The sequence below is a fragment of the Planomonospora corallina genome, from assembly GCF_042650625.1.
GTDB lineage: Bacteria > Actinomycetota > Actinomycetes > Streptosporangiales > Streptosporangiaceae > Planomonospora_B > Planomonospora_B corallina.
This window is the reverse complement of record NZ_JBHSBM010000008.1, coordinates 106569-119681: the sequence shown is the minus strand read 5'-3', so window position 1 is coordinate 119681 and position 13113 is coordinate 106569. Positions and strand designations below refer to the sequence as shown.

At 72.5% G+C, this 13113-nt stretch carries 7 protein-coding genes; all 7 read left to right on the top strand.

From position 1 onward, the window contains the following. Window positions 1-464 precede the first annotated feature (464 nt). On the top strand, window positions 465-803 hold the full coding sequence (locus ACFOWE_RS02580; protein WP_377285113.1) for a hydroxyisourate hydrolase: 339 nt from the start codon (window positions 465-467) through the stop codon (window positions 801-803). Window positions 804-1566: 763 nt separating this feature from the next. After that, window positions 1567-1737: a hypothetical protein gene (locus ACFOWE_RS02575; protein ID WP_377285112.1), complete on the top strand. Its 171-nt coding sequence runs from the start codon at window positions 1567-1569 to the stop codon at window positions 1735-1737. 284 nt (window positions 1738-2021) lie between these two features. Further along, window positions 2022-5084, top strand: a complete 3063-nt coding sequence (locus ACFOWE_RS02570; protein WP_377285111.1) for an AfsR/SARP family transcriptional regulator — start codon at window positions 2022-2024, stop codon at window positions 5082-5084. Between the two features lie 54 nt (window positions 5085-5138). Then, a complete protein-coding gene (locus tag ACFOWE_RS02565) occupies window positions 5139-7358 on the top strand; it encodes a molybdopterin-dependent oxidoreductase (protein ID WP_377285110.1) in 2220 nt (739 codons plus the stop codon). 470 nt (window positions 7359-7828) lie between these two features. Further along, entirely contained in the window at window positions 7829-9244 is a 1416-nt protein-coding gene (locus ACFOWE_RS02560; protein WP_377285109.1) for a hypothetical protein, read from the top strand. A gap of 28 nt (window positions 9245-9272) precedes the next feature. After that, a complete protein-coding gene (locus ACFOWE_RS02555; protein WP_377285108.1) occupies window positions 9273-11228 on the top strand; it encodes a hypothetical protein in 1956 nt (651 codons plus the stop codon). Continuing rightward, the gene (locus tag ACFOWE_RS02550) at window positions 11225-13105 is read left to right on the top strand and encodes a hypothetical protein (protein ID WP_377285107.1); all 1881 of its coding nucleotides are present in this window, start codon (window positions 11225-11227) and stop codon (window positions 13103-13105) included. Before ACFOWE_RS02555 ends, ACFOWE_RS02550 begins: the two co-directional genes overlap by 4 nt. Window positions 13106-13113 lie beyond the last annotated feature (8 nt).

The following is a 13113-nucleotide window of genomic DNA, read 5'->3' as shown; positions in this document are numbered from 1 at the left end:
TAAACCTCCATCACTTCGGCTTGTTATCGTCAGATTTTCGCCGGGCGGCGCCCGGCTCCGTTCCTGGACCACGATCCGGCCGTGACCGGCTGCGGAGCACGGTCCGAATCACTATCCGGTCATCGGTGATGTTTCATCCAGGAGCGGGTGGAAACCATGGGTGGCGGGATGCGCACCGCTCCGGAATCAGGCCGCCGGACGAATCCGAAACCCTCCGGCCGGGCGCCCACCGGAGCGGAGACGGCACCCGGCCGATGGCGCGGCGCACAGGTGCCCGCCTCCGGCCGGCGGCGGGACCGGGCGGGCAGAGGCCGGAGAGCACCTCACAGACGTTCCGATATCGCGATGATGCCGTCCCGATAATGGCCTGCCATAAGATGACGTGGATTCGGCGGAGCGCCACATGCGGCCACGTCCGGCAAGGAAGCAGGGAATCGACCCGAGTTCATCGAGATAGGTTGTTTATGGGCATCGCGATGCAGGCGCTTGACGGCATGTACGGTCGGCCCGCAGCGGGTGTGCGGGCTCGCGTGGAACGTATAGAGGCCGACCGCCGGGGCGCCGAGGTCCGGGGGGAGACGGATCGGGACGGCGGCGTCCTCACATGGCAGGCCATCGATTTCGACTCCGGCCTCTACCGGATCGTGCTCGAAACCGACAGCTATTTCGCCGGGCTGGGTCACTACGCCGTCTATCCCGAGGTCGCGGTCGTGGTCCGCATACAGCGCCCGTCCGACACCTATCGCGTCCAGGTCACGCTCTCCCCGTACTCGTATTCGACGTATTTCAGTTCCATCGACTAGGACGGCCGATCCGGCTGCGGGGACCGGGCGGGAGCGCGGAGGCCGCGCCTCCCGGGGCCTCCCCGCCGGACGGCCGGCACGGGGGCGCGCCCGCGCCGCCCTCCCCGAACCGCCGCGTCCGTTCACGGACCCGCCCGGGAAAGCCGGCGACGCCGGCGCGCCCCCTCCCGGACGCCCCCGGCCGCGGGCCGCCGCGTCCCCCGGCACATCGACACCGCCCCCGGCCGGTCGCTCCGGCCGGGGGCGTCGCGCGTCGACGGAAAGTCCTCCCGCATCCCCGGCCAGGTGGAGGGCCTAACCGCCCCGTACGCGGCACGCCGGCGGCGCCGGGGCAGCAGGAGAGCGGCGAGCCGGACCCCGCGCCGGCCGCGGTGCCGCGCACGCCGGGAGACCCGCCCCGCGCGGCGCCCGGCAGGGCCGGGCGCCGCGAAGTCAGTGGACAGCGCGACCATGGCGGGATAAGACAGCAACGAGGCCTCCGGCCGGGATGTCGGATCTTGCCGGCCACCGTCCCGCCGAGGGCCCGCCCGGCAGTTCCCGCTCCGTTCCCCGCCTCCGCACCGACCGGCGCCACCGGATTGAGAATGTCCTCTGATCGCGTTCCGAGATTCAAGCAGTCCGGTGCCCGCCGAGACCCGAGATCGCCGCCGCCGACCCGATCCATCCTGCGGGATATCACACCGGTAGTGCATCGATAATCGAACGATGTCCGACCATGGAATACTTTCGAACGCACCCACCGAAGCGAAGGAAGGAAGCAGCCATGAAGATGGACATCAAGCGGTTTTCTGCAGTTCTAGCCGCCGCGGCCGCATTCTGCTTCGCGGCTGCGGGAGTCGGCCTGGCGTCCGATGCGTCCGTCTCTTCCCAGGCAGTGCCGACGCCGACGCCGACGCCCACTCCCACGCCGACCTACAACAACCCGTGGCAGTGACGTCCGAGCCCTCCCGGAAATCAATGGGAGTAAGCGGGTGATAGGTTTGCATGAATATGGAGCATCAACCTAGAGGAATTATTTGGAGACCGCCGCACCGATCAGCGTCTCACTAACTCATCGACCAGGCGCCCGCCGACGGGTTGCAATTACGCGCCGTCTTACCTTGGCACTCTTGATACGACTTGTGTACACTTGCCGGGCGAAATACAAGTCTGTGTGCGGGGACAACAGATAGCGCGGCCTGCCCGTCATGCGGGCGCCTGGCCGTCAAGGAGACATGCGTGCAGTTCCGCCTGCTGGGTGCACTTGAGGTCATCGCCGACGGTCACCGCATCGATCCGGGCGGCACGCGGCAGCAGATCGTCCTGGCGACCCTGCTGCTCAACGTGGGCCGCGTCGTCTCCATCGACCAGCTCATAGAGGCCGTCTACGACGATCCCCCGGTCACGGCCCGCGTCCAGGTGCAGATCTGCATCTCCAATCTCCGCAAGCTCTTCGCCGCGTACGGTCATCCGGACGCCATCCTCACCCGCACGCACGGATACGTGCTCCAGGTGGACGAGCAGCGGATAGACGCGCGCGTCTTCGAGAGCCACCTCTCCCGGGCCCGCCGCGCCCGTGCCGGTCACGACCTCGACGAGGCCATCAGGCACTACAGGGAGGCCCTGGCCCTGTGGCGCGGGCCCGCCCTCGACGGGATGAGAAGCAGGCTCGTGCAGCTGACGGCCAACGAGCTGAACGAGCACCGCATCGCCGTCAACGAGGAATGCGTCGACCTGGAGCTCGAGCTCGGCAGACACCACGAGCTGATCGGCGAGCTCAGCCGCCTCGTCAAGGCGTACCCCCTGCGGGAGCGCCTGCTGGGGCAGCTCATGCTCGCGCTGTACCGCTGCGGGCGGCAGGTGGAAGCGCTGCAGGTCTACCGGGACGCCCGCCAGATGATGGTCGACGAGCTGGGGATCGAACCCCACGAACGTCTCCAGCAACTCGAGTACCTGATCCTCACCTCCGCCGAGGACCTCGAGCGGCCGGTCCAGGCCGCGCCCAGACGCCCGCCGGACACCGCCAAGCCTCCCGCGATGGTCCCGGCGGCCATCGCCGACTTCACCGGCCGGGACGAGCAGGTCGCGCTGATCCGCGAGAAGCTCACCGCCCCGCCCGCCGGCACGGCCCGCTTCGCCGTCCCCGTCGTCGCGATCGTCGGCAGGGCGGGCATCGGGAAGACGACCCTCGCCGTGCACTGCGCGCACGAGGTGGCCGAGCTCTTCCCCGACGGCCAGCTCTTCGCCGGTCTGCACGGGGGCACGCCCAACCCGGCCGGCCCGGCCAAGGTCCTCGAGCGCTTCCTGCGCGTGCTCGGCGTCCCGGGCCATGACATCCCCGACACGCTGGAAGAACGCGCCGAGATGTACCGCACGCTGCTGGCCGAGCGCCGGGTGCTGGTCGTGCTCGACGACGTCAGCGGCGAACACCAGGTGCTGCCGCTGCTTCCCGGCAGCCGGCAGGCGGCCGTCATCATCACCAGCAGGACGAGGCTCGGAGGGCTGCCCGGCGCCTTCCACCTGGGCCTGGACGCGCTCGACTCGGCGCGGTCGGTACAGCTCATCTCCCAGATCGCGGGCGAGGACCGGGTGCAGGCCGACCCCACGTCCTCCGCCAGTCTCGCCGAGCTGTGCGAAGGGCTCCCCCTGGCGCTCCGCATCGCCGGCTCCCGGCTGGCGGCACGCCCGCACTGGGACATCAGGCAACTGGTCAGCCGCCTGGAGGACGAGGCCCGCAGGCTCGACGAGCTCAAGCACGGGACGATGGGAATCCGGGCGAATCTCTCGCTCATCTACGACGGGCTCGGGGAGCCCGCCCGGCGGCTCTTCCGGCTGCTGGCCACGCTGAACTCCCACATCCTCCCGACCTGGGCCGCCGCCGCCGCGCTCGACCAACCGGTCCCCGTCGTCCAGGACCTGCTGGACGAGCTGGCCGACACCCACTTCATCGAGGCCGCCGACTCGGGGCTGGGGGTACGGACCAACTACCGCTTCCACGATCTCGTCCGCGTGTTCGCCAAAGAGCGCCTGGCGGCCGAGGAACCCCCCGCCGAACGCGCGGCGGCGCTGGAGCGGATGCTGCACACGCAGCTGGTTCTCACGACGAGGGCCCAGCAGCACGAGTTCGGCTTCACCGAGCTCCCGCTGCCGCGGACCGGGTGGCGCCCGCCGCTCTCCGACGACCTGATCGACCAGCTGGTCGCCTCGCCGCTCGAGTGGTTCGAGCGTGAGCGGCGCGTCCTGGTAGCGGGCATCCATCAGGCCATGCAGGCGGGCTTCGCCGAGCTCTGCTGGCGCCTCACCGCGATGAGCACCAAGTTCTTCGAGGCCAGGGCCTATCTCGATGACTGGCGGGAGACCCACAGGCTCGCGCTGGAGGCCGCCCGCCAGGCGCAGGACCGGCTCGGTCAGGCGATGATGCTGTTCAAGATCGGCACGCTGAGCGTGACCGAGCAGCGCTTCTCCGACGCCCGGCACGCCCTGGAGGAGGCGGCGGAGATCTTCGCGGATCTGCGGGACGACCGCGGCCGGGCCATGGCGGACAGCAGGCTCGCGATCCTCGACCGGCTGAGCGGGCGCTTCGACGACGCGGCCGAGCGCTTCGACCGTGCGCTGACGGTCTTCGGCGGCGACGACGGCTCGGTCAGCGCCGACTCGGTCTACATCCTCTTCAGCAAGACCAAGCTCTACCTCGACTGCGGGCGCCCCGACGAGTCCCACCACCTGCTCTCCGAGGTGCTGGAGTTCACCCGCTCCAGCGGTGACAGGAGGATGCGCGCCCAGGTCATGTTCCGGTTGGGCGAGACGCACTTCAGCAAGCAGGAGTTCGCCGCCGGCGAGGAGGCGTACGCGGAGGCGCTGTCCGCCGTACGGGAGATCGGCGACCGGATGGGGGAGGCGTTCATCCTGCTGGGACTGGGGACCGCCCGCTTCCAGCAGGGTGAGCCGGAGGTCGCGCGCGATCTGCTGCAGCAGGCCCGTGAACTGGCCAGGACGACACGTCAGCACCTGGTGGAGACGCAGGCGGTCACGGTCCTGGGCGAGCTCGCGCTGGCCGGCGGTGACGTCGCACAGGCGCATTCGCTCCTCGACCAGGCCGCCCGGTTCTTCGCCGAGATGGAGCTCCCGCTGCTCGAGGCGCAGGCCCGCGTACTGCTCAGGCAGGCGTACATGACGACCGGGGACCACGCCGCCGCCGAGGCCGAGGAGTCCCGGGTCCAGCAGCTGATCGAGCAGATCGACCCGCAACCCGCCCAGCGCATCCGGGAGCGGCTGGCTCAGGCGCAGCAACCCGGAAGGTGAACACCGGCCGGACACCGGGTCAGGATGGTGCGGGACACCATTCTGGGAGCAACGGTGAGGACTGCACATCGGACCTGCCCCATCTGCGACGCCGTCTGCGGACTGAGGCTCACGCTCGACGAGACCGGACACGTCACCTCCGTCAAGGGAGATCCGGACGATCCATTCTCCAAGGGATACATCTGCCCCAAGGGGGCGAGCCTCGGCGCACTGGACGAGGACCCCGACCGGCTGCGCCTCCCCATGATCCGCGAGGGCGGGCGGTGGCGGACGGTCACATGGGAGGAGGCGTTCCAGGCGGTCGAACGCGGCCTGGCCCGCGTCGCCGACGCCCACGGCCGCCAGGCCCTGGCCGCCTATTTCGGGAACCCGACGTTCCACACGATGGCCGGACCGCTCTACCGGGGCCCGCTGAGCCAGGCCCTCGACACTCCGAACATCTACTCGGCCAGCACCATCGACCAGATGCCCAAGCATGTGGCCTGCGGCTTCATGCTCGGCAACCCTTTCGCCATCGCCGTGCCGGACCTGGACCGGACCGATTACCTCCTGGTGCTGGGGGCCAACCCGGCCGAGTCCCACGGTTCGCTGTGCGCCGCACCCGACTTCCCCGGCCGGCTCAGGGCGCTGCGCGCCAGGGGAGGCAGGCTGGTCGTCGTCGATCCGCGTTTCACCAGGACCGCCCGCCTGGCCGACGAACACCTGTTCATCCGGCCCGGTACGGACGCCTACCTGCTGTTCGGCATCGTCCACACGCTCCTGTCCGAGGGGCTCGTCTCCCCGGACGTCGAGGTCGGCGGTCTGGACGAGCTCCGGGAGCTCGGCGCGGACTTCCCGCCCGAGGCGGTCTCCGCGCAGTGCGGCGTGCCCGCCGACGCCATCAGGCGGCTCGCCCGCGAGCTTGCCGCCGCTCCCACCGCCGCCGTCTACACGCGGGTCGGCACCTGCACCTCCGAGTTCGGCACCACCACGCAGTGGCTCGTGGACGTGATCAACGTCCTCACCGGGAACTTCGACCGGCCCGGCGGCGTGATGTTCACCCTGCCCGCCACGATCGGCCCGCCCAGCAGCGGCCCGTTCACGACCGGACGCTGGCACAGCAGGGTCCGCGGCCTGCCCGAGGTGATGGGCGAGCTCCCGGTCGCCACCCTGGCCGACGAGATCGAGACCCCGGGCGAGGGGCAGGTCCGTGCGTTGATCACCGTCGGCGGCAACCTGGCCCTGTCCGCTCCGAACGGCCCGCGGCTGGGCAGGGCGCTGCGGGAGCTGGAGTTCATGGTCAGCGTCGACCCCTACCTGAACGAGACCACCCGCCACGCCGACGTGATCCTGCCGCCGCCGCGGATCACGCAGATGCCGCACTACGACTTCCTGCTGCTGACTGTCACCGTGCGCAACTACTCCCGGTTCTCCCCGGCGATCTCACCGCTGCAGCCGGACCAGCTCTCCGAAGCGGAGATCATGGCGAAACTGACACTGATCGCGGCCGGGAAGGGAGCCGGCGCCGACCCGGCGGCGCTGGACGAGGAGATCCTGGCCGGACTGCTGCAGGCCGCTCCCCTCCTGGGCAAGGACCCCGGTGAGCTGCGTGCCTCACTGGAGGGGGACTCGGGCCCGGAACGGCTGCTGGACGCCATGCTCAAGCTCGGGCCCTACGGGCTCTCGCTCTCGGACCTGCTGGCGAATCCGCACGGGATCGACCTGGGGGCGCTCCAGCCGCGCCTGGCCGAGCTGCTGGCCACCGAATCCGGCCGGGTGGAACTCGCCCCCCGCCAGCTCACGTGTGACGTCGCGCGGCTGCGCGCACGTATGGGCGAGCGCCCTCCGCAGACGCTGCTCATCGGACGGCGGCAGCTGCGCTCGAACAACAGCTGGCTGCACAACGTGCGCAACCTGGTGGGCGGGAGCAACCGGTGCACCTTGCACATCAATCCAGCGGACGTGGCCAGGCTGGGCCTGCGGGACCGGGCGGTGATCCGCTCGGCCGCCGGGGAACTGCTCGCCGACATCGAGGCGACCGAGTCGATCATGCCCGGGGTGGTCAGCCTGCCGCACGGCTGGGGCCACGACGGCGGCGCCCAGCGGGTGGCCGCGGAACACGCGGGCGTCAACGCGAACGCCCTGACCGACGAGTTCGTGGTGGATCCGCTCTCAGGAAACGCCGTCTTCAACGCGGTCCCCGTCACGTTGGCCCGGTGGGACGGCGAGCCGCCCCACGCCCCGCGCCGGCCGGCGGACGAGCTGGACAGAAGCGGGGCCGCCCAACCCGGGTAGGGCATGCCGGTCCCTCGGCGCGTACGGTCCCGGACGAGCGGGGCGGGCTCCGGGGTCCGGGAAGAGGGAGCCGGGTGCGGCGCGGCAGGCCGACGAGCGCCGCGCCCGGTGGCGGGAAGCCGTTACGGTCCTGATCATAAATCCGATATAGGGACGACCTAACACGTAGCACGGAGACATGAATTGAATTCATGTCATGACCGGAAAAATGATCATGAGATGTTCGGGGGATTTCGACATCGACCAGGAGAGGCGATTCCGGCACGGCCGGCAGTGGTCGGGCTACGGAGCGGCTCTCTAGAGACGTCCTGGTAGACACTCCCCACAGAGCCCGAAAAGGCCCCATATCGCCAATTCCGGACCGTCCACATCCCGGCATCCATGCCATTTATGTGACGACAGCTTTAAGTAGGAATAACCCTGCCCCTTTACCTTCCACATGGATCATTGTCAGTCTAATATCGTGGTCTATGTCACGGCATGCCTCAGATTCCCCGGACAGGCGGGTCTGGCACTCTTGGCGCATTGATGCCCCTGCCGTACATGATTTCGACGGTGACGGCTGGGAGCCCGAGCGGCTGAGCACGTTCCGCTGGAGGAAGGTCGTCCTGTTCACGACGGCCGCCGCCGCCTTCAGCGCCGCCGGAGTCTGGATCGTTCTGACCGGTCCCTCCACGTCCCGGACCGTGCTCACGGGCGCCACCCCCGCGCCGGACAAGAGCGCGTGGGAGGCGGTGGTCCCGCCGCCGGACGGTGGCGCACCCGGCCGGCCGCCGTCCCTCGCCGCGACCGCCACCGCGGAGAACGCCGAGGAGAAGGACGGGCAGGACTCCCCGTCAGCGGAGAAGACGGCCGCGCCGGTGGAACCGGAGGTCTCCACCGAGCCGCCGGACGCGTCCACCGGCCCCTCGATCGAGCCCTCCACCGCTCCCTCCGCTGCCCTTTCCACTGCCCCTTCCGCTGCCCCCTCCGCCGTGCCCTCGGCCACTCCCTCCGGCGCCCCTCCGGTCGAGGCCCTCCCGACGCGGATCACCACCAAGGACGCCCGCCGCGTCCACGGCCGCTGGGCGCAGGACCTCTCCCGTGCCCAGGTGAAGATGGACGACAAGGCCATGGGGAAGCTGGAGCACGGGCTCGCGCTGGAGATGTCCCGGGCGGCTTTCGAGACCGCCCGCATGGAGAACGCCCAGGTGCCCTCGGGTCTGTGGCCCCGCCCGGAGATCTGGGTGCCCCGCGACTCCCAGGGCTCCACCGACTGGTTCGTGGCGGTCTCTCACCAGGAGGGAGTCGCCCGGATCAGCATCGTGCTGGCCTCCACCACCGCCGGATGGCGGGCCACGGCGTTCACCGCCGACACGCGCCCCGTCCCCGCCGAGCTGCCCGAGCTCGCCACCGACGCCGAGGGTTACGCCACGAGCCTGCCGGAGGACGCCTCGGGACTGGCCGCCACCCCGCGCCAGGTCGCCCGGGCCCACCTGGCGAGCCTGGAGAGCACCGAACCGGACGCGCGCTTCGCCGACGGCCCGTGGACCAGCGAGGCGGCGCTGTTCTGGCGGCAGGAGCGCGCCCAGTTGGAGCGGGCCGGGTGGCGGCTCTCCCTGACCTACCGGCAGGAGGGGCCGGTGCGCTCACTCATGACCAGCGACGGCGGCGCCCTGATCTGGTACGCCGCCCGCTCCACCGACCTGCGCACCGCCCGGCGGGCGGGGGCGCTGGTCACGTTGAAGGGTGCGGCCGCGGTCCGCACCGGCAGCAAGGCGTTCGCGCACTCGGCGAGCGTGACGTACGGCCGCATGTACGTGGCCTACGTCCCGCCCGCCGGTTCCGACGAACAGGTCCGTGTGCTCGGCGAGTGGTCCGAAGTTCTGGAGAGCCACGGCACCTGACGTTCCCACCGGAAGAAGAGGAACATCGATGACGAAACCATCACGTAAGCCCTCGCGTGCGACGATGGTCACGGCGGGTGTCGCGGCCGGGGTCTTCGCGGCCGGCACCGGGCTCGGAGTCGCCGTCTCCGCGCTCTCCCCACCCGGAGAGGACGGGACGGTACGGCTGACCACCGGCACGTACATCTTGGATCCCGGGACCGGCACGTGGACCGCCCTGACCCCGGAGGAGCGCGACGCCCCGCCGGCCGGTGCGGGGGACACGGGCGCCGCGGGCACGCGGATCTGTCTCTCCCTCACCCCGGACGGCCGCGCGCTCACCGACGCCGGCAGCGGCTGCGCCTCCCTCTCGGAGGTCGGCATCGCCCTCGCCTCCGCCCAGGTTCCGGGCAACCCCAGCAGCGACCCCGCGCCGCCCAAGAAGTCCGCCGATCCGCCGAAGTCGTCCGGCTCGAAGTCGAGCAACTCCGGCTCCGGCTCCCGCCAGGCGGCGCCGAAACAGCAGAACGCCGCTCCACCGGTGCAGCAGAAGCGCACCACCGCGGCGCCCCCGGCCGCCGCGCCCAAGAGCGCGGCTCCCAAGGTCGCCGCGTCCAAGAGCACCGCCCCCAAGCCCACGCAGAAGGCCGCCGAGAAGCAGGACGAGGGCAGCAAGATCACAGAACCCGTTCCCGCGGAGCGGGTCCACACCTCCGGCCCGCAGGCGTCCAGCCCTGCCCAGCCGTCCTCCGGAACCACCCCACCTCCCGGTGACGGCACGGCCAGGCCGCCGGAGGACGAGCGCAGGTCGGCCAGGCCGGACGGTGCGGACACCCGGGCGAAGAACGGGCAGCGGACGGACGACCGCACACGGGCCGGGCAGCGCACGGACCGCCGCCCGGACACCGGAGAGCGGAGGGACAGGGGCGCGGGGACCGGGAGACCTCCGGAGGAAGGCGGCCGCACCGGCCAGGATGAGCCGACGCGCTCAGCGGACCGGCCGCAGGCCGCGGCGACCTCCGTCCCGCCCGCGCGGAGCGAGGAGACCCTTCCGCCTTCCGCGGAGCGGCTCCGGCCCGCGGTGCCGCGGCACAAGAGCCGGTCTCCGCAGACTCCGCCGGACACCGGGACATCGCAGGCCCCGGAGAACGCCCGGCCGCAGGACACGGAGGCGCCCGCCCCCGAGGACACGCGGGCCCCGGCCCCCCTGGAGACCCAGGCGCCGCCCGTCCCGGACCCGGCCGGCTCCCCCGGCGGGGAGGCGCCGCCGGTCGTCTCCGTCCCCGCCGACGAGGGCTCCCCGGACGGTGGCTTCTCGCTCCCGGTCCTGCGGGACCCCGAACTCCTCCGGCGCGCCCAGAAGGCCCTCGGCCTGGACAGGAACATGCGCTACACCGACGCCAACGGCGTGTGGGACCTCAACGTCGCCCCGCCGGGCACCCCGCCGTGCCGGGACTACTCCACCGCCGAACTGGCGGAGCTGCGTTCCGCCTCCGGCGGCAGGGCCCTGCCGGAGAACGCCGTTCCCCGCGACTCGTGCCGGCTGCCGGCCTTCCTCCGCTGGCTCTTCGCGGAGCCCGCTCCGGGCGAGGTCAGCAACTGGACCAAGTTCACCGGCCTGTCCGACAGCAGCCTGGAGCTCGTGGTGACGGACTCGCCCGGCCGGCGGCCCGGACCGCGGCCGACGTCCGGGACCGACCGGCCGGTCGAGCCGGAGCAGGAGCCCCCGGCCTGGACCGACCGGACCGACCGGCCGGACCTCGTCCAGCCCGATCCCGGCGGGGCAGACTCCACGCAGCCCGGCGGGAGCGATCCCGCGCGGCCCGGCGCCGGCCTGCCGGACCACCGCGGGCAGGGGTACGGCGAGCAGGGGCACGACCGGTCCGGGTACGGCGGACCGCGCGACGAGGGCCTGTCCGGCGACAGCGGGTACGGCGACAGCGGGTACGGCGACAGCGGGTACGGCGAGACCGCACCGGATCCGGCGGGGTACACGAACCCGTGAGCTCACCCACCGGAACCGGGAAGACCGTGCTCGGCCCCGGCCAGTGGGCGGCGTGGGTGAACGAGCACGGCGCGCACCTGCTGGACTACGCCGCCTACCACCTCGGACCCGACCGGGCGGTGCGGGCGGTCGCCGCCGCCTTCACCGCCTGCGGCACGCGGACCGTCCCCGGAGGCGTCTCCGTCCGGGCCTGGCTGCTGGCCGTACTGCGCCGGGACTGCTTCACCCGGCCCGGGCACCGGGACGGGTACGCACCGGGCGCGGGGCCGGGCCTGCCCGATCCCGCGCTGCTCGAACGGGCGTGGGCGCTCGCCGACCCGCTGGGCACGGAGACGCTCCGGCTGATGTTCCGTCACGAGCTGACCTCCGAGGACCTCTCCCACGTGCTGGCCCTTCCCCGCGAGGAGGTCGACCGGCTGGCGACGAGGACCCAGGACACCGTCGAGACCCTGGTGAGCGCGCTGGACGGCCTCGCCCACGGGCGTTCGTCCTGTCCGGCGCTCCGCCCGCTGGCCGAGGCCGCGTTCCCCGGCGGGCTCCATGAACCCGGCGGACCGTCCGGGACCGGCGGAGTACGGGAGGCCGAGGGCGCGGGAGGAGCCGGAGGCGGCCGGGGGCCCGCCGGTGGGGGGAGCGGTGAGGCGGGCAGGGCCCTGCTGGCGCACATCGTCAGATGCCCGACCTGCGCACGGCCGATCAACATCCGCTACACGGTCCCGCAGATGAGCTCCCATCCGCCGGTCGCGCCTCTGACCACCGAGGCGCGGGGCCTGCTCCTGGCCTCCCTGCCCCCGGCCGCCGGACGGCCCGCGCAGGAGGCGCCGGCCACCGTGGCCCTGCCCGTGCCGCGGCGCGGAACCGCCCCGTACGCGGCACCGGCCGGTGGACCGGTGAGGGCGGCGCCCGCCCGCAGGCCGCCCGGGCCGCCCGCCCCCGGGCCCTCGGCGGGGTCCACGGAACCACCCACCCGGGTGTCCCCCCGGCCGGCCGGTGCGGGGCCGTACCCGCCACCCGCCCCGCGGACGGGGCCGGTCCCGCTGCCCGCGCCGGTGCGCCCGCCCGGACTCGCGCCCCCGCCGGGCCCGGGACATGGCACCCCGCTCTACGACGCGCTGCTCTCCCAGGTCATGGCCCGTACCGGGCCGGCCCTGGACGTCCCCGAGACCATCCCCGACGCGGCCCCCTCCGGTACGGCCCGCCCGCCCGCGCGCCGGGACGGCGGCGCGGGGCTCCGCCTCCCGGAGGCGCTCCGGTGGGCGGGCGCCCGGTTCCGGAGCACGACGCTGAGGATCGTCATCATCGTCGCCGCGGGCACGGCGGGGACCCTGACGGGGATGAACCTCCTCGGTCCCGCCACCGGGATCGGTTCCCCGGCCGAGAACGGCATCCCCTCCGCCAGGCCCCAGGCCGCCACGACCGCCGCGCCCGGCCCCACCGCACCAGGCCCGGCCGCCGCGCCAGGGCCCACCGCACCCGCGGGTCCGCCGGCCGGGGAGCCCGGAGGAACCGGAGAGCCCGGAGTGAGCGGGGATCCCGGAGAAGGGGGGGAGAGCACGCTCGCCTCCCGCGTCCTCCTGCCCGCCGAGGTGACGCTGGACGCGTACGGCCAGGGCACCCTCACCTTGACCTCAGCCCCGGCGGCCTCCACCTCGGCCACCGCCTCGCAGGAGCCGCTGACCTGGCGCCTGTCGGCTCCCGGCCTGGTCGCGAGCCCGTCCGAGGGAACCCTGGGGCGGGGGGACACGGCCGTGGTCACCCTGCGCGCCCTGCGGGTCCGCCACTGGTGCGGCCCCGCCCCCGCCGTCTCCGCTCCGCTGACCCTCCACGGCCCCGACGACGACTCGATCTCCACGACGGTGCGCTGGCGCACCTGCTGACCGCCTCC

Excerpts from the sequence above, each read along its gene's own strand:
- ACFOWE_RS02580 (WP_377285113.1), top strand. The coding sequence starts at position 465 with ATGGGCATCGCGATGCAGGCGCTTGACGGCATGTACGGTCGGCCCGCA.
- ACFOWE_RS02575 (WP_377285112.1), top strand. The coding sequence starts at position 1,567 with ATGAAGATGGACATCAAGCGGTTTTCTGCAGTTCTAGCCGCCGCGGCC.
- ACFOWE_RS02560 (WP_377285109.1), top strand. The coding sequence starts at position 7,829 with ATGTCACGGCATGCCTCAGATTCCCCGGACAGGCGGGTCTGGCACTCT.
- ACFOWE_RS02555 (WP_377285108.1), top strand. The coding sequence starts at position 9,273 with ATGACGAAACCATCACGTAAGCCCTCGCGTGCGACGATGGTCACGGCG.